The sequence below is a fragment of the Chitinophaga sp. H8 genome, from assembly GCF_040567655.1.
In the GTDB taxonomy this organism is placed as follows: Bacteria; Bacteroidota; Bacteroidia; order Chitinophagales; family Chitinophagaceae; genus Chitinophaga; species Chitinophaga defluvii.
Window position 1 is genome coordinate 2,135,850 of sequence record NZ_JBEXAC010000002.1, and the last position, 22,422, is coordinate 2,158,271.

The window sequence follows — 22,422 nt, forward strand, 5'->3', positions numbered from 1 at the left end:
CATTACCCCGATAGTAAAGTGAATGCATAACAGCTATTAAAACAGACGCCAAAAATGTTGCTTTTATATGTTAGGACTATACTATTCCACCACACTATTTGATAATCCCTATATCAACTATGCCCTGCACCGATACCCTGATACTTCGCACGTGGCTACCGATGAAGCAGAACTGCAACGGTATCTGGAACTGACGGCATACGACATCATTCTCCTGGAGTTGAAATCAGAACATGTAGAAAGCGTAAACCTGATAGCACAAGTGGCAGAACAGGTAAGGGAGCATACACCGGAAACGGTGATCATCGTTCACCGCAGCAAGATGATCCCACTATACAGCGCACCGCTCAACTTGCCCCTGGGTAGCTATGATTTTTCTTTTACCAACAAGTTTGGCGTGATAGACCTGGAAGAAACCATGCAAACATTGATCCTGCGCAGACTGTCTTTTGTGAGCAATAATAAGGAACCGTGTAATATCAGCGGGATACTGTGTATGCGGCATCCGGGTGTATCGGCGCTTACCTACAACTATCTCCGTGCAGCGGGCTTTAACATCATCCGCTGTAATAACCTGCAAAAAATAGCTACAGAAATTGCAGCGATACAACCCGATTTTCTGTTTATGCATTGTGATACCAAAGGCACTGCACATGAACAGGAAAGACAACTGGCCGCCTATACCAAAACAGCATTGCCCCAATGCCTGGTACTGGTGAGCTGTGATATTGAATACCAGGATAGATACGCCGTAATACAGCCTGTTGATCCCGATACCTATGATCATCTCATGGACCCGGCTCCCATGCCGCTGGAATTATTACTGCTTATCCTGAAAGAAGAAAGTAAAAAATATAAGCTGGATATCATCGAAGATCCGCAGCATTGATATGAATATGGAAACCACCATTATTGTAGCCCTGCTGGGTACTATTACCACCCTCATCACAGCTGTGCTGGTAGCCTGGACTACCAGGAAACAGGCGGTGACCATTGAAAAATTAAAGAGCCGGCTGGAACAGGAAAGCAGGGAAGTGAACAAGGTAATTGCCTGGCTGTTTGACCTTGATACAGATACCATCCACCAATACCGGTTAAGTGCCAGAGAATTTCTCTGGGCAGTACAATATGCGAAAGACCAGCTCAGGAATATTGCAGCTACCTATCACCTCCGCTTCCCGGAAGAAAGAACGCAGCAACTCCTGGAGATCCGCAAAATACTGATCACAAAATATGCAGATACCAGATACGACCTGGATAAAACATACTATACAAGTCATAAAGCCCACCAGGTGAAAGGGGCATTGTTACATATCATTCAACATTTACTGTCGCCGATAGAAGGAATTGAAACGTATCATATACAAGAGAGCTTTATGCAGATAACTGGCTGGCAACAGCAACTGCGGGAGGGAATAGAAATGGATATACAACAACTATGCAGCGGGATCCGCAACAAAGTAAACAGTAATTGAACACCATATCTAAAAAGCTTAAAAGCATGATGGGATTGTATTATGCGGATGGATTGTACAACAATCCGTATGTAGAATATCTGAAAAACCGCCATCCGCACACTTCTTATATCACCGGCTGGGAGCATGAAGTGAAAAGTTATATCCACTCCACCGGCTTTGAAATCATCTTCCTGGAAATCATGCGGGACGATGCCTACAGCAAAGCCACCGTATACCGCATGGCGGCATATGCCCGGCAACACTCCCCGGAAAGTGTGATCATCATTCATGGCAACGACCTGCGTAATGACTACCAGCTGGACTTTCCAGCAGCACTGTTTGACCTGTTCATCACCTGGCAAATGTCGCTGGAAGAGCTGGCTGCAAGCCTGCGCACCCTGGTCCTCCGCCGTCTCTTTTTTATTTGTAATCAACTACCTCCGAGGAACCTCCGGGGCATCCTGTGCATGCGGGAGCCGGAAGAGGAAATAACCTGCGCCAACTACCTGCATGCACTGGGCATCACCACCACCATTTCTGCCAGCCCGGATATCATCACCCGCAATATCGCATCTTTCCAGCCCGATTTTATTGTACTGCACCAGCACTCCCGCGAGCATGACTATGACGTGATGAAACAGCTGTGCCGTGATGTGAAAGCCAGCGCCCCGGCATGTAGCATCTTCATCACCGGCAATATTATGCAGCAGCTTATTTTTAAGCTATCCAACGCGCCCTTTGATGAGTTTGCTGTGCATTATACACCACACGAACTGCTCTTGCAGGTACTGGAAAAAGAACAACAGAAATATACCCGGGAGGAGCAACTGGTACAGGTGTGAAGCGGGCAAAAAGGGCTATTGCATTCACGTGTGTGAATAGCTGTGTATAAAAATAGATGCCCAAATTAACTTATTGTTAACCTTTTATAATGATAAGCATCTTATCTTAGGCGCGCTTTTACAACCAACAGAACACTACCATTAAAAACTAATCTGATGGCCAACATCAAGCTACCTCCGCGTTTTCAAAAGAAAATAGATAATAATCAGCAGTATGCAGGCGTAGTATACGAGGTACTCTCTACTTTGGGTGAGATCCTGCAGGATAATAAACTGTATTTTTTTGAGGAGTACACGGATCACGGTATCCGGCATATTGAAAATGTAATAGCCGCTTCTAACCATCTTATACCCAGTGCTACCTTTAATACAATTTTGACGGATGTAGACGTAAGCAGTTACCTGCTGGCGGTAATACTGCATGATATTGCGATGCATCTTTCGCCGGAGGGTTTAAATGCAGTGATAAAAGGCGGTTTTGACGACGTGCGTAAAACAGATCTGGATAAAGATACCTGGGCGGTATTGTGGGAAAACTATTTGTGCGAAGCGAAAAGATTTGATGACAAACAACGGAAAGCCATATTTGGAGATACTACCGTAATGATAGCGGAGCCTCCATTAGAAAATCCCGAACAACTGAATGGCAACCACCGTAAGCTGATAGGAGAATTTATACGCAGGCACCATCCCCGCCTGGCACATGAAATAGCCCTGAAAGGGTTTCCGGGAAAGGGGGCTCCCATCCCTTTTGCCAAAGGCCTGGATGAAAAACAAAGAGATGTGATTGGGCTGATAGCCAGGAGCCATGGGATGAACATCCGGAAATGCAGTGATTATATAGAACAGGCATATGGAAGAACCAATAAGATTTTAACACATGGTATCCATGCGGTTTTTTTGATGGTAGTGCTAAGAATAGCCGACTATTTACAAATAGACCAGCATAGAACCAGCAAAGTGTTGCTAAAACTAAGAACACTTTGTAGCCCGGTATCCGAAATGGAACATGCAGCACACCTGGCTGTTGAAAGTGTAAACCTGGAATATACGGAAGATCCGGAACGCATTATTGTACAAGCGTTTCCAAAGGATAGTATGATGTATCTTAAGCTAAAAGGCTTGCTGGCCAGCATACAGGCCGAATTTGATATTTCCTGGGCTGTGCTGGGAGAACTGTATGGCAATAGTAAGAAAAAACCTGCTATAAAATACCGGCGCATTACCAGCAACCTGGAAGAAGCTACATTTATACATCAGCAGGAATATGTAGCGGATCATTTTGCTTTTAAAGCGAATGAGCACATGATGCCATTGATGATGGCGCCCCTGTATGGAGATAACCCTACCTACGGGGTGAGAGAACTGTTGCATAATGCCATAGATGCCTGTAATGAAAGAACGGCTATTGAAATCAGGAATGGGCATGATACCTACATACCAGCAGTAAAGGTAGAAATCACCAAAGAAGGTGAGGAGCATTATTTTACAATTACAGATAATGGAATAGGGATGCCCTTGACCGTGATCCAAGATTATTTCCTGACCTGTGGAGCCAGCTTAAGAACCAATCCTTCCTGGCAGATGGATTTTATAGATGAAAAAGGAGATTGTACTGTTACCAGAAACGGGAGATTTGGAGTAGGGGTATTAGCGGCTTACCTGATTGGGCAGGATATTGAAGTGAGTACCAGACCTATAGGGGCAGCTACCGGATACCGCTTTACTGCCAGTTTGAATGCTGCCCAGATCAATGTGATAAAAGATGCTAATATTGCAGAAGGAACCATCATCCGCATAAAAATTAAGCAAGAAAAGCTACGCTTTTTTGATATGTCAGCAAATTCAAACCCACCATATGATCTTGAGTGGAATGAATGGTATACTTTATCTACTCCCCGTGTAGATTATTATTATCTGGGTGATGAATGTGATAACGAAAGTATACATACGCCTAATTTAGATGAAGTGGTGTCTGTATGCTGGAATGAGTTGGCAGCTCCAGGATTTAGTAGAGTATTGTGGACCTATGAAAGATTTGATAGTTATTATTTGACCTGTAATGGGTTTATAGTGCCCTTAAAAACGGAGAGCGATTTAGAATACGATAACGACTCTAAAGATAGAGGGGCGTTTAGAACTCCCAGTATCAGTATATTTGATCCTAACGCTTTATTACCACTATCATTAAGTAGAAATAGTATTGCTGGAGAATTCCCTTTTAGTCAGGCTTTATGGGAAGATATTTGCAAAGACTTTCTGGCTTATGCCCTGATGTGCACAATGATGCGTGTTATGACAGACGAACAAGTATCTTTTGGCATTCAGCAATTAAGATATCCGGGATTCAAGCCGGAGGGTAATATTAATGCCAGGAGATTAAATTACATTTTACTTACAGCCAAAGGCTGGCTTATTAATGCAGTGCATACTGCCTTAAAAATAGGACCATTGGAAGTTATTGAGATTGCTAGTGAATCGATTTTGGAAGAAGATATAGCACTGGAATTAGAAAAAAAAGTACTTATATCTGACATGAAGAAAGATGAAAAGGGTAGGTTTTTTGGAAATGATAGATACAAAATTTTAGAAGGGGTGTATGAAACAGGTGAAGTATGTATTTATTATCATGAATCTAAAATGCAGACTTTTAACAGAAAGGAGGAAGCGTGGCGCTTTGGTTCAAAATATTTCAGATTTGATAAATACGGGGATACGGGATGGCACTGTCATAGAAGAAGGTTTCAGGGCACAAGTATCGTCACACCTGGCTTTCTGGATAAATATGGTAGCGAGCTGTATTTTATTAGGGAATACACCATTCCGCAAGACCAGATGGTCAGCGACCCAACCCTCAATGCCATCCTCGAAAAATACCTGGGTGATGACCCCGTTATTCCTTTTGCATTAGAAGATAGGAAGAAAAAATTTCCCCTGGCATTTAAAGAGCTAGCCCGGTATATGAAAAAGTATGAGGCAAAAGCAATAGAGGCAGTATAACGTGTAATACTATTCCCAGGGATACCCGGAAAGCCCCGGATGAGCTGCCCCGGCATTTACTATAGTGAGATAGCGATAGCTGGCATGTGTTTTGGAAGTGATAGTATAGTGGCACCTAAAACAATGGATATGGTAAAAGTATTCTTCAACCCGGACTACACACAAACGGCTATGCCTGCTGACGTAAAAATTGAAGCCCTGGAATTTATTGCTGATATAGCTACGCATGAGCTAAAGACAGCCTTGGATATAGGCCAGAACGGGGATGAGCCCTGGATCCGCCATCCGCTGGTGACCCCTGCCGCCCGGATAATGGGAGGTACCCGTTCCATCTCCCCCGGTGATGTATTACAGCTGGATGGGGAATGGTTTATGGTAATGGCACTGGGATTTGAGAAGATCTAGGAAAATAACAGCATATTATACCCAAACGCCTGTGTTGGTATACGTACCGGCATAGACGTTTGCTTATGACAACGACCCCCGATAATACATCCTACCTGAAAAAGTTTTATTTTAGCGGCTTATTTTATTGTTTCCCTATATAAAAAATAACAGAAATGAACACTTTGAAAGCCGCATTATTATGCGCCATTTTGTTGCCCGCTACGCCTGCTGTTGTTGCCCAAAGCAGCAAGAAGAAATAACTACACTCAAAGAACAAATGAAGTAATAGTAAATGGAGCGAAATTTAAAAACAAACCGTATTCTCAAGTGGATGGCTGAGAATGCGCATTATTTTCTTACCAGCATTTTTCTGGTTATTGTAATAAGGTCATGTGTAAATAGTATCATGGACTGGGACCGCCTGATGAGGACCCGCATTATCACAATGGGCACCGTAGCTGGTGCTGATAAGATTTCAAGGAATCCAGCAATATACATCTGCTATTGGTTTGAAGTGGATGGAGAGATATTTAATTGCAAGATGGCGAAACGGATCAGATTTTCCCAGGCGGATACACTAGTAGGGATGCATTTTCCTATTGCATATGAAAAAGAGAATCCTGAAAATAGTGAAATAATTATCACACCTGAGGACTTTAAAGAATTTAAACTTCCTTTTCCCGACAGTTTAAGGTGGATCAGAAAGATACAGTTCTACTGAGAGGTGGGGCATATCGCCAATGAAAATGTTACTGCCCCATTTTCTCCCAGGCTATTATTCCTATGCATTAATTTACTTATATCTCTAATAAATATATTTTCCTGAATTTGTTCAGCCGTAAAAAAACGCATTATTTTGAGGCCTGAATTACCTATGCCTTTTTAGTTAACCTATATGAGAGCTTTACTTATATCTATATGCCTGTTGTTATACCTATGTTGTGATGCACAGGATAGTGCGCTGGCCAAACTGCAGCAGGTACCTGATAAATATTATTCGCAGGTACAGGCAAAGTCCAAAAAATATGAACAGCAAATTACCAGGCGCACAGAAAAAGCGTTAAGCAGATTTCTGCGTCAGGAGCAGCAAATGAAGCGGCGCCTGTCGAAAGTGGACTCGCTGGCAGCCAACAACATTTTTACCCGCTCAGTAGATTCTCTGGGTAATCTGAAAGCCAAACTGCGACAAAAAACAGGTAAGTACGAGCAGGCCCTGCAGGGCAATTATTCCGGCTACCTCGACACGTTACAGCAATCCCTGGGCTTTCTCAAAGAATCAAAGTCATTACTGGATAAAACAAAAGGGGCTAAAGATAAGCTGAACGGCTCCCTGCAAAGTGTGCAGCAGCTGCAAGCTAAAATACAACAGGCCGAACAGATAAAGGCTTATATCCGCGAACGGCGCCAGCAGCTGAAAGCCCAACTGGCCGGATATGCAGGCTTCACCAAAGACCTGCAAAAATTAAATAAGGAGGCTTATTACTACGCACAGCAGCTGAATGAATATAAGGCCGTGTTTAAAGACCGGAAAAAGGCAGAAGCCAAAGCAATGGAAATCCTGCATAAGGTACCTGCGTTCAATGATTTTATGCAGAAGAATTCCCGGCTGGCAGGTTTGTTTAACCTGCAAAATGCCGGGAGCGCCGCTTCCCAAAGCCTGGAAGGACTGCAAACCCGCGCACAGGTAGAGCAGCTGATCCAGCAGCGTATAGGCGGTGGTGGCCCGGATGCCCGTGCTGCCATAAGTCAGCAAATGGAGGCCGCCCGCAGCCAGATGGATCAGCTGAAAAAACAGTTTCCCGACCTGGACAACGCAGCCGAAATGCCAGACTTTAAGCCCAATGAAATGAAAACCAAAAGCCTGTTACAACGACTGGAATTTGGTGGTAACCTGCAATTTCAACGGAGCAGCCGCTTCTTTCCTACTACTACGGATATCGCGGGACAGGTAGGGTATAAGTTTCACAAGAATGGTAGTGCAGGCCTGGGAGCAGCCTACAAACTGGGTATGGGAACCGGATTTGATAATATCCGCTTTAACAGCCAGGGAGTGGGGCTGCGCAGCTTCATCGACTGGAAACTGAAGGGCACCTTTTTTGTCAACGGTGGCTTTGAACAAAACTACAACACACCCTTTGCGGATGTAAGCCAGCTGAAAAATTATCAGAACTGGACAGGTAGCGCCCTCCTCGGTATCAGCAAAAAATATAAGATCAATGCCAAAATGAAAGGCACGATGGTCCTGCTATATGACTTTTTATACAATCAGCATATCCCCCGTACCGATCCGATTAAATTCAGGCTGGGATATAATTTTTAATTAACCGATAACCTATAAAGATGAAAGGAATTTTACTATTGTTAGCCCTGTGTGGGATCACCATGGGTGCCCACGCACAAAATTATCAGGTGCTTAGTTACAACCTGAATGCTGTTCCGGTAAATGGCATCAAGATCAAAACCAACCTGCCCTTTACCAATTCCAGCCAGATGCCTACCATCACTATTGAAGGATATAGCTATAGCAATAGCTCTCCCATAGGGCTTACGATTGTCTACTATATTTATAATGGCAATATTATCAATGCAGCAGTATCTTCTTTTGGCAATATCACGCCACCGGTTTATATGGCCAATGAAGGTGGGAAAGTGGTCATCTTTATCGAAGATAAAGCCAATTTTACCCGGTTTAATGTAAGGGCCTTTGCCAAGGCATTAAGCGCCGAAACCCCTGCCAACTTTGAGGGATGGACCACGGAGGATGAAGCGCTGGCGGTTGATGCAACCTCCATCTTACTGGTGCCTTATAAAAATCGTTTTAACGGCACCGTGTTAATGCCGGCAAATGGTACGTGGACAGCTGCAGGTAGAATCGGTATCGGGACAACCAGCCCGGTCAATAAATTAACGATCGATGCAGGTAGTACCCGCGATGGTATTAACATCATCAGCGATGGAGACAGCCTTGTATACAGCGATATACAGTTTTCACTAAAATCAATGACCACTGTGGGAGCTGGCAGACCAACAGGGTGGATAATGTCCTGCCGGAAAGATGGTTTTTTTAGTGAAGATGTGACAGGGGCCACCATGGAGTTTTATGCTCCCAGAAAAGGTGGCGGATATGTTGCTCCGTTGCTGTTTAAAACGAATGGAGATGTAGTACTGGCTGGCGGTAAAGGTGCCCTGAACGGCAATGTGGGTATTGGCACCAATGATACCAAAGGCTACAAGTTGGCTGTAGCAGGTAGCATGATAGCCGAGAAGATCAAAGTGAAAGTGAAAACAGCCTGGCCCGATTATGTATTTGCACCGGAATATCAATTACCCTCCCTGCAGGAAGTAGTAGCGCACATTCAACAACACCAGCATCTGCCGGATATGCCCTCGGCCAAAGAAGTAGCCGCGGAAGGGATTGACCTGGGAGAAATGAACCGGAAATTGTTGCAAAAAATAGAAGAGTTAACCCTGTATATCATTCAACAGGAAAAAAGAATTGCTGCGCTGGAGCAGCACAACGAGAAACCATAATAGAAATTAATTGATGAAACAGTTTGTAATCTTTTGCAGCAGTTTGCTGTTGTGTATAAGCGATACCTATGCGCAAAACTCACTGAGTATTGCAGATACCCGGACCACCGGCACTACACCTGATACCTATAACCGGAATTTGTTGCTGAACTTTAAAAGAACAGATAGCCTGCAGATTCCTGGTATAAATCCAAGTTTTGTAGTGCTTATGGGAATACGTCCTTGGGGGGATAACAGTGGCGGAAAAGCACATGAGCTGGCATTTGCCAGCAATAACCAGATCTACGTTCGTTCCGGACTTTCTCCTGCCTGGGAAGGCTGGCGCAGGCTTTTGGTGGAAAATGAAAGTGGCAGCATAGGAATAGGTACTACAACCCCTGCCTATAACCTGGATGTGAATGGTACCGCTAATGCGAATACTTTATCGCTTAATAAAAATCTGGTATTGGCAATGCCATCTACCAATACAGAGCGAGGGCCTTTTAATCCAATATGGCTGGCAGTGCGCAGTGGAAGAAAACTATTTGTAGACGAACAGTTTGCCAGCAACACAAATGGTATTATTCCCTATACACTTTCTGAAAACGGAAGCGTTACCATTACCCGGTTGACAGATGCAGGGCTACCCAATAATTCCGGATACTATCTTGAGCTTAAACATATCGGTAACTCGTCACCTGCTTTTGGCGGATTTCGTCAAAACTTTACTGGCCGTGCCAATGGCACTTATGTGCATGTAATGCGTGCGAAGTTGCCAGTGGGTTATGTGCTTACTTCTAATAGTAATGTAATAGGTACAGGAGGAACTAAGTATTGGTTAACTAATAATACAGGTACCGGCAAATGGGAAGACTATGCTTATGTGATCCAATATGGCAATGGTGGAACTATCAGTACTGCAGGATATATTTTTATTGATGGTGGACCTACCCCTACCGCTGGTAATCCATTGGTATGGCAATTGGCTTCCTCCACCGTATTTGATGTTACTCACTTAAATGACGGGGAAGGCAGCCGGGTAAATGCAGATATGCTGGACAGTCTCCATGCCAAAGATTTGATCAGGAATCAGGCTACCGAAGACCAGGTAGCTTCCTTCCGCATCACTGGTAATGGCTTTATCGCCGGTAACGTGGGTATTGGCGTTACGGATACCAAAGGATATAAACTGGCTGTAGGCGGTAGCATGATAGCCGAGAAGATTAAAGTGAAATTGAAAACGGCCTGGCCCGATTATGTATTTGCACCGGAATATACTTTACCCTCCCTGCAGGAAGTAGAAGCACATATAAAACAATACCAGCATTTACCAGATATGCCCTCGGCCAAAGAAGTAGCCGCGGAAGGGATTGACCTGGGAGAAATGAACCGGAAATTGTTGCAGAAAGTAGAAGAGCTGACCTTATATATTATTGACCTGAAAAAAGAAGTAGAAGCATTAAAAAATAAATAACATGAAAGCAATCATTATTAGCATAACCGGACTCTTATTATCAGCCAATGTACTGATGGCACAGAATACCTTTCCTGCTACAGGGAATGTGGGGATAGGTACAAACAGTCCAGCCTATAATCTGGATGTAAATGGTACCGCTAATACAGGTACTTTATTACTGAACAAAAGACTGGTATTGGCGATGCCTGCTACCAGCACAGACAGGGGATCTTTTAACCCTATCTGGATGGGGCTTAGGGCAGGAAAGAACTTATTCATGGATGAAGAATTTGCAACAGGTACCAACACGATCCGCCTATATACCAATGTAAGTGATGGTACGATAACTGTGACGAGAGTAGGAGGTACGGATATACCGAATGCTTCCGGTTATTACCTGGAAGTAAAAACAACTGGGGCCAGCAGCACTAATTTTGGGGGTATCCGGCAAGATTTTCCCGGAAAGTTGAATGGTACATTTGTACACCTGTTCAGAGCCAAGCTGCCAGTGGGATATACCCTGAATGCTGCTACCAACTCCATGGGAACAGGTGGAACCCGTCACTGGCTGACCAGCAATGAAGGTACCGGCAAATGGGAAGATTATGCCTATGTACTGCAGTTTGGTAATGGAGGTACAGTAAGTACAGGAGGATACGTATTTGTTACGGGTGCAGCACCAGCTGCATCATTGACCTGGCAGATTGCCTCTGCTACTATCTTTGATGCTACCGCTTTAGAAGATGGCGCCAATTTCTTAAAAAACCAGGAAACTGAAGACCAGACTGCTTCTTTTCGCATCAGTGGCAATGGGTTTGTGGCCGGTAATGTGGGTATTGGCGTTACGGATACCAAAGGCTATAAACTGGCTGTAGGTGGTAGCATGATTGCAGAACGCGTTAAAGTGAAAATAAAAACGGCCTGGCCTGATTATGTATTTGCGCCGGAATATCAATTACCCTCCCTGCAGGAAGTAGCTGCCCATATAAAACAACACCAGCATTTACCTGATATGCCTTCTGCCAAAGAAGTAGCGGCTGAAGGGATTGACCTGGGAGAAATGAATAAGAAACTGTTGCAGAAGGTAGAGGAGCTGACGCTGTATATGATAGAGATGAAAACCCAGATGGAACAACAGGAGAAGATTATTGAGACATTGAAAAAGCAGCTGAAGTAAAGACGCATAACATCTTCTGGGGAAAATTTCTGAAGATGGTTGTTTTGTTAGATAGTATTAAACTAATAATATGAAGAAGGTTTTAGCAAGTTTTATTATAGGGCTTACTACATTTATACCCCTTGCTTATTCGCAAATAAAACCCAATGTTGCTGACGCGCCAAGTAGTGCAGGGCTTGTGGCTGCTCAACGGGAATCTCAAACTAAAGTTGATCTTTTTACCGGATTACCGGATATAAATTTTCCATTGTTTAATTATAAGGGAAGTGGATTAACATTAGACTTGTCCTTAAGCTATTTTTCGGGAGGGATTAAAGTAGAAGAAGAAGCCTCGGAGGTTGGCATTGGATGGGGATTAAATACTGGAGGTATAGTTACCAGGAATTTGAGAGGGCTACCAGATGATTACCCGGGAATAGGATTTAAGTATGCGCCATTGTTTGCCGGATCCATCCATGATACTTTAGCCAGGAGAGCTTATAATGACAGTTTGGATGTGGAAGCGGATTTATTTACTTATAATATAAATGGTAGGAGCGGAAATTTTATCATTGCAAAGAATGGAGAAATTATTACAACACAACATACAAAATTAAGAATTGAACCTGTTTATAATCCTACACTAAGCGCACATACTACTTTGGCCGGATTCAGGATAATAGGAGAAGATGGTACAACATATTTATTTAATGATATCACAAGTGCCAAGGTCAGAGCTATTATCATCGGAACCGAAACGATGCTTAATGATAAACCTTATGGTGTAGCGTGGCATTTATCTAAGATCATTGCTCCATTTAAAACAGATAGTATTACTTTTCAATACCGGTCCATTACCTCAGTATCTACCGCAACCATACCCAGCACTATCATCACAAGAGGGCATGCTGTAGTGGCATCAAACTTTAATAATGTTGAGCAAACAAGTTATCTGAAAAGAATAACTCAGATCAACTTGCCTTATGACCAAAAAATCCAATTTGGTTATAAAAACAGATACGATAAAAACAGCCTGGAAGATTCCATCTTGCAATCTGTAAAAGTATTTGATAAAAACAATTTGGCCTATGGCTATAGACTCGATTATTCTTATTCAGATGGTAGCCGGCTTATTCCTAACTATGAGTTTGAATTAGATTCACTAGGTGGTGGGGATCGCGGGAGTAATGAGGTGAGAGTTTTTCTGAGAAGAGTTATAAAACAAACAGCAGCTGGCTTGGATGTCCCATATGAGTTTGAGTATAATACAGCCTATTTTTTACCTAAGAGAGAAAGGTACGATGATAAACCTGGTCTTTATTCCAGAGACCATTGGGGGTTCTATAATGGGAAAATAAACAGCATGGCAATACCTAATGCCGGACTGTTTACCGGAGGGGCAGATAGAAGCCCAAGTAGTACACATGTACTGGCAGGGGTGCTGAAAAAGGTAACCAACCCGGCAGGGGGAACCACGGAGTATGAGTTTGAATCAAATGACAGGATTCAGCTGGAAAGCAGTAGCATGAACACTTATTTTTGGTCAGCCAGTCCCGTCAATAGTAATGTGTTTTTATCACAATACTATGCCAGTAATCATGTGATAACAGTAAGTGTAGATAGAAGTAATGTTTATAGCACAGGTGAGCTGACAGGCTGCAACTATACATTGGAGCTGAAGAATGGATCCGGACAAATAGTGGCATCCAGGGATATAAGTCTGAATTACATGTATCTGGTAGGACAGTTTTTTTGGGAACTGGCTTTGCCCAATGGGACTTACTTGCTGAATATAAAAAAAACCGGAACCTGTAGCGCCAATGTTGATGTAAGAATAAGTTTAGATTGGACTAATAATATTGTAACCGGTGCGAAGGTAATTGGTGGTGGATTAAGAATAAAACGGATAACAGAAGATGCCGGTATAGGTACCCCAAAAATTACTAAAGAGTACAGATATGTGGCGGCTGATGGTAATACCTCTTCCGGCTATATGGCATTCATGCCGAAGTATGATTATTCATATGTAGCGGTTGACGCTTCTAATAATAAGGAAACATATACTGTTATTGGTAGTGAAGCATTAAATAACCTGAACTATACATTTGGAAACCCGGTAGGTTATAGCAGAGTAGAGGTGATAGAAGGTACCGCCAGTGATAACATTGGTAAAACGGTTTATGAATTTTCGGATTTCAGGGACATAGGCCTGAACCCTAAACTTTTGCAATACCCTTTTGCGCCTATTCAAAAGGCGGATTGGGGATTAGGACTACCAAAAAAAATAAGCATATATGATGCGCAGGGTAGGTTGAAAAAGTCTACTACAAACACTTTTACTATTATTCAGGCGCAAAATACCAGTCAGCAGACTACCTCTTTAAAAATTGGTCTGGAAAGCATAAAAGGAGGAGTCTCCAGGTTTTTTTATCAGTGGTACCAACCATTAACGGGACGCACTGAATTAACGAAAAGTGCGGATACCACCTTTTTTGAAAACGCATCACTTGTGACGGAAGAAACAGCTTATGAATATAATCAGTCAAATTATAATCCCAGTAAAATAATTAATGTTTTGGATCGCCAGAAGGGGCTTAAAATAGAACGCAGATTATATTATATAAGCGACTATAATCTAACAAGCGGGCCCCTCAAAATATTGAAAGATCTGGGTATAAATGGTCTGGTCTCAAGCGAGGAATGGATCACGGGTGATACAAATCCAAGAATGATAGGAGGAGAGATTACAGAATTTACGCAATTGGCAAATAATGTGATTGTACCATTTAAAAAGTATGCGTTTAACGGAGAAATGCCTGCTCCTGTAGCTGTTGCCGGTAATTTTAATCCAGCCACATTAAACAGAACTCCCAACTTGTTCAAGCTGAATTTTGTTTTTGACCGCTATGATAGCAAAGGAAATGTTTTACAAACTCAGAATCAGGGTGGCCAGAAAAATGCAGTGATCCCTGGCGCTGACAGAAGTACTGCGGTTGCGACTGTTGAAAATGCATCCTATGCCGAGATTGCTTATTCCAGCTTTGAGAATAGTGAGAAGGGCAATTGGGAATATAGCGGCGCAACTGTAGCAGATGCTAATGCTATTACAGGTGGTGCCGTTTATAATTTGAGTAATGGAAGCATTAAGAAATCAGACCTCACAGCTACTAATAATTATATCATATCATTCTGGGCCAAAACGGGTACCCCGGATGTGGCGGGAGCAGTAAGGACTAAATCTGAAACTAATATAGTACGTGGATGGACCTATTATGAATATACTATAACAGGAAAGGCTTTAGTAACAATAGGGGGAAGTGGAGTGATTGATGAACTGCGGCTATATCCTGCAACTGCTACAATGACTACTAATACTTACAATCCTTTTGTGGGAGTTACCAGTGAATGTGACCAGGCCAACCGCCTAACATACTATGACTATGATAAATTAAACAGGCTTATTGCTATCAGAAATAGTGAAAAGCAGATTGTACAGAAAAGCGAGTACGGATATAATGAGATCTCGCATACTAATGCCATATGGGACTTTACAGGAGAAAAGAGATGTCAGCAGAATGCAATGGGTAATACAGGAATGGTAGAAGCCCAGCAGACAGATATCAATTTCAATAGTACCACTTATATGTCGACAAGATGGGTGGTAGTAGGAAAATCACGCTGGTGCGGAGTATTCCCCATCTGGGCAAACACCGGCAATAAGAGATGTAAACATGGGACAGATGGGAATAATACGGGTGAGGTAGAAATAGAGCAAATGAATGTAAATACAAATGACCCGTCTTATGGATTGAAAATATGGATTTCAGGTGGTATAGACCGTGAGTTTTGTCCTGATTTATGCATTGGGGAGAATAAGAAGATCGTGAATGGGGTATGTGAAACAGGCATAAAAGTATATACCTGGTCAAAACCCCTTCCGGATAATGGGGGATACTATTGCTTCTATGTATATAAATTTTCGGATGGTTCGCAAACCATTGAACATAGAGAGGTAGGTACAAGTCCAATCCCATGTACTAACGAATAATAATCCCTCTGATATAATAAATTGATTATCAGATCAAACTTGTTTATGAAAAAGTTTTTAAATGCATTGTTGTTTGCAACATTCCTGATAAATATACCATTAATGGTATGGTCGCAAAACTATCCTGTTAATACTACACCTGGGACTCCTACAGTACTACCAGTTCCTGGTAGTTATCCTGCTGTGATCAAGGGAAGCTATCAGAGAGTTTATAACTTAAGAAAAGGGGTAACAGATGCAAGTACCATTACTACTGCCACTCCAATAGAGAATGCTACCGTGGTAACAAAATATCAGGATGGAAGTAACAGGGAGTTTCAGGTGGTGGCAAAACAAATATCCCCATTGAAGAAAGACCTGGTTACAATGACGTTGTATGACCAGTTTAACCGCGAAAGTATCAAGTATTTGCCTTATGTAGCATCAACAGGCAATTTTAATGATGGTAAGTTAAAACAGAACCCCTTTGCTAACACCATTCAATTTAACAGTGGTATTAACAGTGGAGAGCAAATATTTTATGGGAAAGTGGAGTTTGACGGTTCTCCTTTAAATAGTGTAAGGAAGGTGGCGGCGCCAGGTAATAGCTGGGCTGGTGCAGGCAGAGCTGTCAATTATTTTGAGCGCGCTAATGTGCTGAGTGATTCCGTGAGGAGATGGAGTATTGGCTTTTCAATAGATGATATTCCCATTAATGAGGGTATTTATGCTGCTGGGGAATTGTTTGTAAAAGAAGAGGTGGATGAAGATGGCGGACGGTCCGTGAACTATATAGATATACAGGGAAGAACGGTACTATCAAGAAAGCAGCAGGCTGCATCGGCTACTTCCGGACATATGGGTTGGTCAAATACTTATTTCGTATACGATGAACTGAATAGGTTACGGGTAGTGATTCCTCCTTTGGCAGTGGAAAGTATAATCTCGGATTGGAAATTGAATACGGGTAACATCATGAAAAATCTGTGTTACAGATATAGCTATGATGAAAGAAAACGGGTGATCAGAGAAGAAGAGCCTGGGATAGGCGCTGTTGAAAAGGTGTATGATGGGGTTGATAGAGTAGTTTTCCATAGAGATGGTAACCTGAGGACTCAGGGTAAATGGATCGTCAATTTTTATGATGGCTTGAACCGGAAGGTAATGACAGCTTTGTATCCTACGGCAGCTACTCGTGAACAGCTTCAGTTGTCTATGAACAATGCCGTTGCTGCGAATACTAAGATTACACAAACTATTCCAGGGATCAAAGAATTGCTCATCGCTAACAGGGAAACTGGAAAGGCCTCCTATAGGGCAGGTGAAAGTATTTCTTTTAACCCAGGTTTTGAAAGCGAAACCAATGCAGATTTTCTGGCAGAAATTGATCCTAATTTTAATTTAGGTACCGAGGAAATAATCATTACTAATGTTTTGCCAGGAATAACAGGCTATGAGCCCTTGGTGTATACTTATTATGATGATTATACCTTTGCAGGAGCCAAAGGATTTGATAATAGTTATACAGCTAAACTTCAGGCAGCAAATAATGTGAATGGAGACCCTTTGGCCGCCAGTTTACTTACAAAAGGATTGGTAACGGGAACCAGAACGCGGGTATTGGGAAGTGACCAATGGCTGACAGCTACCTTAAAGTATGATACCAAAGGGAGAAATGTACAAACCCTCACAGATAATCTGACGGGAGGAGAAGATATTGCAACTAATTTATATGATTTTAATAACCAACTGTTAGGCTCTTACCAACATCATAAAAACCCTGGATCTGCGGTATCTGCCAGTTTAAGGATGCAGGCGATTTATTTTTATGATCATGCAGGAAGAGTAAAAACAGTAAAGAAAAGACTGAATGATAACGCTTCACTGGACCGTACTATCGTTCAGCAGGAGTATGCCGAGCTGGGAAATCCTAAGCTGGAGAAGATAGGTGTTAAAACGGATGGCACCAGCCTGGAAGAGCTTTCTTATGACTATAATATCCGCGGATGGCTGAAGAGCATCAATAAAGACTACGTTGCCCAGGCTAATAATACTACTAATAAGTTTGGATTAGATCTCAGTTATGATGCCGGTTTTAATATCCCCAGGTATAATGGAGTCCCTGCTGGTGTAAAGTGGAAAGGTGCAAATGATAAAACAGCCAGGGCCTATGGATTTATCTATGATAAATTAAACCAGTTGAGCATTGCAGATTTTTCTCAACAAAATACAGGGTCAACGAACTGGACGAAGGATAGAGCCGATTTTACTGTCAGTAACCTGAAGTATGATGGGAATGGCAACATCTTATCCATGACCCAAAGAGGACTGAAAGGTGGTGTTACACAGATAGTGGATAGCTTGAAATACGGTTACACGCCCCAGAGTAATTTGCTGAGTTATGTAACAGATAAGAAAAATGATGCCCAAAGCACATTAGGCGACTTTAAGGAAGTAGTGAATAATGAAACACAGGATTATTGGTATGATGCGAATGGCAATCTTACCAAAGATCTTAATAAGAATATTGCAGAGATCACCTATAATTATCTTAATCAGCCGGAACAGATAACGGTAACCGGAAAAGGAACCATCCGGTATTTCTATGATGCCGAAGGCTATAAGCTGAAAAAGGTAGTACAGGAAAATGGACAGCCAGAGAGGGTGTACCATTATCTGAACGGAGTGGTGTATCTGAATGACAGCCTACAATTTGCAGTTCATGAAAAAGGCCGAATCAGAGCTATATATAAGGCGGGAGAACCAATTGATTATGCTTATGACTATTTTATACAGGATCATCAGCAGAATACAAGAATGGTGCTTACGGATCAGGTGGATTTTAGTATGTATGCTGCTACTATGGAGCAGGAAAGAAGTGCTACGGAAAACGCTTTGTTTAGCAATATTACAGAAACCAGAATAGCCAAGCCTGCGGGTTATCCCCAAAGCACTTCAGGAACAAATGCCTATGTGGCGAAACTCAACGCGGAAAATAGCGGGAAAAAGATCGGGCCATCTTTAGTGCTCAAAGTAATGGCAGGGGATAGTGTGCAGATAGGCGTTAGCGCTTTCTTTAAATCTAACGGTCCTCAGGAGAAAAAAACGCTGGCTCCGGTAGAAGATATGATAGAAGCCCTGGCACGGACATTTAATGCTAATCCGGAAGTAGGAGATTTGCACAATGTTTCGCAAGAAGCTTTGCAAGGGCCGTTTGATAACAATTTTTACAATAATCAATACCAGCGTTTAAAAGAAAGAGAACCATCTCAGTACAATTCCAATAAGCCTAAGGCTTACCTGAATTATGTACTGTTTGATGAACAATTTAACCTGGTAGAAGAAAATAGTGGTGTAAAGCAGGTACAAGGTGAGCCTGATCAATTACAAACGCTGGCTAAAGATAAAATGAAGATAGCCAGCAGCGGTTTCTTATATGTATATACCAGCAATGAAACACAACAGGATATGTTTTTTGATAACCTGGTGGTGGAGCATGTAAGTGGGCCGATATTAGAAGAAACGCACTATTACCCATATGGAGTTGCATTGTCTGGTATCAGTTATGATGCGCCCGGTAAGCTGCAAAATAAGTATAGGTTCAATGGTGCCTCTGAATTTGAAAGTGATTTTGAACTGAATATTTACAATACACCACTACGGACTTATGACCCTCAGATTGGACGTTTTAGAGGGCATGATATTGCAGCTGCTCAAAACCATGCATTTAGCCCATTTAGTTATGGCCAGAATAACCCTGCTTATTATAATGATCCTACCGGGGCAATATCAATGGCGCAGGTTCAGGCACTAATTGATGTATTATGGGCTTCCGGTGGCGGCGGATATTGGCAGGCAGGGATGGACGTACCATTCTTTTATAGTTCTGTTGCTAATTCCGGAGGCACACTGATTAGCTCCCCTGTATATGACAATGGAAGAAATTATTCCTTCATTGTAGGAGGATATTTTGGGGAGGATGGAAATATTGTAACCAAATCAAATGAAAGTGGATTTGCCATTTCTGGAACGTTTCAGCGGGTGGATATTTCCAAAGCTGCATTTGATGCTGATGTAGCGCTTAATGGCTATGGAAAAGAAGAGAAAAGTCCATTTGAGACGGCAATACCTGCGGCAATAGCAGCAGCTTCTGCAGATGGACCTAGTTTAATCGGTGATGCTATTGGAGTTGGTATACTTGCAGCTGCAGCAGTGCAGGATGCTACTCAAAGAGTTTATGTAACTTACACTCTGAAAAATCCAGTTACGGGACAGATTTATGCTGGCAGATCAAGCGGTTTTGGAGATCCCTACGCTATTATGATGAGGAGATTCGCAGGACATGAGATGAGAAAGGTGTATGGTTATGGAAGCCCACAGCTGGATGTTTTTGTAAAAGGAAGACAGAATTATCCAGCAATAAGAGGGCGGGAGCAGGATATTGTGGACGCGTATGGTGGTATAGGAAGTCCATTGTTGGGTAATCGAATAAACCCTATATCTCCATACAATTTGAACCGATCTTTCTATATGATGCAATCATACTTAAAATTTGGAAAGTACGTTAAAAATAGATAACATGGAAAATAAGGAATTAAAATTACTCCGGGATAAGTGGTTTTTTTTTAATCAATTTCTATATGGGAAGGAACCTACAGACCCAAATATAAGGAATGCCCTTAAAGAGACTGGACGATTAATAGAGGATGCTTATTTGACAGGTAAGCTAAAGGCACTAAAAGTGACATGTAGAGATATTGATGAGCAGGTCAGGCATTTCCCATTACCAATGGCATTGGAATTTAAGAAACAGATCAAGGAGCAATTAGGCATTGACTATGATGTCGTGGACAAAATGCGTTTAAAAGCCATCGAAAGGCTATTGAAGAAAGGTAAGGTCTCGAATCCTGAAGATTATGAATTGCTGCTTGGCAGGATAGATGAGATCTATGCAGATGATAATTATAATGAAGAGGTAGAGCGTATCAATAAAGTACTGGCTACATATCATAAATAATATTTTTGATACTATTAGTATGTAATTACTGCTTTGATAACTCGTAAAAAAGCCCCGGTGATAAACCGGGGCTTTTAATTAATACTAACAGCATGAAGTTTAACAACATCCGTGTTCTTTATCTTAAAGGAGACGATTATGACCAGGACTTTATAAACCATGCCTGCTGCATAACGCATCTATTCCTAAGACTTTTGGGAAACTATGAAGTGGGGGAACATCGCATCATGGTAATTGATTTGGTGCCCCCTTCCTTGCAGGATATCCGAGGGCATGTTTTGAAAAAGAATGAGTTTATTATTGCTGATAGGGTACTGGAATATTATATGAATTTTGATATAACAATATTTCAGGGATATTCGGAGGAAGAGAAAAAGCAATGCCTGTGGAATATCATTTTTGAAGTAATGACAAAGGCCGCCGTGGAGTATAAATGGGACCTGGTACATCTGAAAAATACCTATGATAAAGGTATGGAAGCTGGCCTGAAGAATGAATACTATTTTAAAGATTATAAGATTTCACCCGATAAAAAATTCAAAGCTATTGTACGTGCCGATTTTCAGATGAAGAAAGGTACCTTCAATATCCTGAAATATTACGCTACCATGCTCATCTCTACATTGGAAAATTATCTTATAATGATGTATTTGATTTTGATACCTTTGATAAGCTCCCAAAGCCGGAACGCCCCATTTTTATATGGAATAGGGTGCATGAGGTTTTAAAGATATTGATAGAAGATCTTAATCCAATAGTTTCAAAATGAAAAATTTAACAATAGAAGAAATAGTCTTCAGTTTAGATAAATACGATCCTGAGGAAATATCAATATCTATTGATAGGGCTGATTTTAAAGCAGCACCACCTTACATTGATATTACTATTAAAATTGCTTCCATAGATGAAATGTATGAACAGAAATGGAAAATTCATGCTATCGATTATTTAGCAGGTAATATCTCCGGAACGGAATCCTTTTGGATGGATTTAAAGAAAGATCATCCCTTACTTTGGGAATATAATGATCTGCAGGCAAGTTTGTATTTTAATGGAATACCTGACAATTTTTATATGCTTTACTGGGATATGTGTGAGATTCATGCATCTGCATTCGGTCCATATTATGGAGTGGAAAAGTATTTAAATAGGGAGATAGCATTTGAAGAGTTGATGCGATCCAATTATGGCCTGTTAGCTAATGGCCCTAAGCGTTTGTTGATTGAATTTGCTGAATGTTTGAAAAGGCAAGGAGTCAAGAGTACTATTATTAATGAGAGAAAACCCATTTTTTGGAATGGGCAGCGAATTGTATCTGAATTAAGAAATCCATCTTTATTATTAATTGGTGAATCTTATATTATTGCGAATATATTTAGGCCGGAAAGTTAATTGATATGGAAGTTGCTTTATTGAAAGCATAGCGCGATTTATTTGTTGGAGTAGGTGGTACAGCGTTTTGGAACTTGACAGGCTATACCGGTTTAATTATTAAGAACTGGTAACTGGATAAGCTATGACTTTGATTGGATTATCCATGATAAGTATGCAAACCGGTAAGCCGATGAGT

General features: G+C 41.8%; 15 protein-coding genes. All 15 read left to right on the forward strand.

Annotated elements, in window-relative coordinates:
* The first annotated feature begins 67 nt into the window (after positions 1-67).
* The 15 genes from ABR189_RS22515 (at position 68) to ABR189_RS22585 (ending at position 22,244) form a co-directional block, all read left to right on the forward strand.
* On the forward strand, positions 68-889 hold the full coding sequence (locus tag ABR189_RS22515; RefSeq protein ID WP_354662742.1) for a hypothetical protein: 822 nt from the start codon (positions 68-70) through the stop codon (positions 887-889).
* A gap of 7 nt (positions 890-896) precedes the next feature.
* A complete protein-coding gene (locus ABR189_RS22520; RefSeq protein WP_354662743.1) occupies positions 897-1,475 on the forward strand; it encodes a hypothetical protein in 579 nt (192 codons plus the stop codon).
* A gap of 26 nt (positions 1,476-1,501) precedes the next feature.
* Positions 1,502-2,299: an SPASM domain-containing protein gene (locus tag ABR189_RS22525; RefSeq protein WP_354662744.1), complete on the forward strand. Its 798-nt coding sequence runs from the start codon at positions 1,502-1,504 to the stop codon at positions 2,297-2,299.
* 156 nt (positions 2,300-2,455) lie between these two features.
* Complete coding sequence (locus tag ABR189_RS22530; RefSeq protein WP_354662745.1) at positions 2,456-5,299, forward strand: HD domain-containing protein; 2,844 nt, start codon at positions 2,456-2,458, stop codon at positions 5,297-5,299.
* A 129-nt stretch (positions 5,300-5,428) separates the two neighbouring features.
* Positions 5,429-5,704, forward strand: a complete 276-nt coding sequence (locus ABR189_RS22535) for a hypothetical protein (RefSeq protein WP_354662746.1) — start codon at positions 5,429-5,431, stop codon at positions 5,702-5,704.
* A 274-nt stretch (positions 5,705-5,978) separates the two neighbouring features.
* Positions 5,979-6,407, forward strand: a complete 429-nt coding sequence (locus tag ABR189_RS22540; protein ID WP_354662747.1) for a hypothetical protein — start codon at positions 5,979-5,981, stop codon at positions 6,405-6,407.
* Positions 6,408-6,581: 174 nt separating this feature from the next.
* Positions 6,582-8,006 carry a coiled-coil domain-containing protein gene (locus ABR189_RS22545; protein WP_354662748.1) on the forward strand — a complete coding sequence of 475 codons (1,425 nt, stop codon included), beginning with the start codon at positions 6,582-6,584 and terminating at the stop codon, positions 8,004-8,006.
* A gap of 20 nt (positions 8,007-8,026) precedes the next feature.
* Positions 8,027-9,217: a hypothetical protein gene (locus ABR189_RS22550; protein ID WP_354662749.1), complete on the forward strand. Its 1,191-nt coding sequence runs from the start codon at positions 8,027-8,029 to the stop codon at positions 9,215-9,217.
* 13 nt (positions 9,218-9,230) lie between these two features.
* Positions 9,231-10,670 (forward strand): hypothetical protein, encoded by a 1,440-nt coding sequence (locus ABR189_RS22555; protein ID WP_354662750.1) that lies wholly within the window; start codon positions 9,231-9,233, stop codon positions 10,668-10,670.
* Between the two features lies 1 nt (position 10,671).
* Positions 10,672-11,829, forward strand: a complete 1,158-nt coding sequence (locus tag ABR189_RS22560; protein ID WP_354662751.1) for a hypothetical protein — start codon at positions 10,672-10,674, stop codon at positions 11,827-11,829.
* A 70-nt stretch (positions 11,830-11,899) separates the two neighbouring features.
* Positions 11,900-15,856 (forward strand): hypothetical protein, encoded by a 3,957-nt coding sequence (locus ABR189_RS22565; RefSeq protein WP_354662752.1) that lies wholly within the window; start codon positions 11,900-11,902, stop codon positions 15,854-15,856.
* Between the two features lie 45 nt (positions 15,857-15,901).
* A complete protein-coding gene (locus tag ABR189_RS22570) occupies positions 15,902-20,413 on the forward strand; it encodes a DUF6443 domain-containing protein (protein ID WP_354662753.1) in 4,512 nt (1,503 codons plus the stop codon).
* 1 nt (position 20,414) lies between these two features.
* Positions 20,415-20,852 carry a hypothetical protein gene (locus ABR189_RS22575; RefSeq protein WP_354662754.1) on the forward strand — a complete coding sequence of 146 codons (438 nt, stop codon included), beginning with the start codon at positions 20,415-20,417 and terminating at the stop codon, positions 20,850-20,852.
* Between the two features lie 92 nt (positions 20,853-20,944).
* Positions 20,945-21,580, forward strand: a complete 636-nt coding sequence (locus ABR189_RS22580; protein ID WP_354662755.1) for a hypothetical protein — start codon at positions 20,945-20,947, stop codon at positions 21,578-21,580.
* 37 nt (positions 21,581-21,617) lie between these two features.
* On the forward strand, positions 21,618-22,244 hold the full coding sequence (locus ABR189_RS22585) for a hypothetical protein (RefSeq protein WP_354662756.1): 627 nt from the start codon (positions 21,618-21,620) through the stop codon (positions 22,242-22,244).
* Positions 22,245-22,422 lie beyond the last annotated feature (178 nt).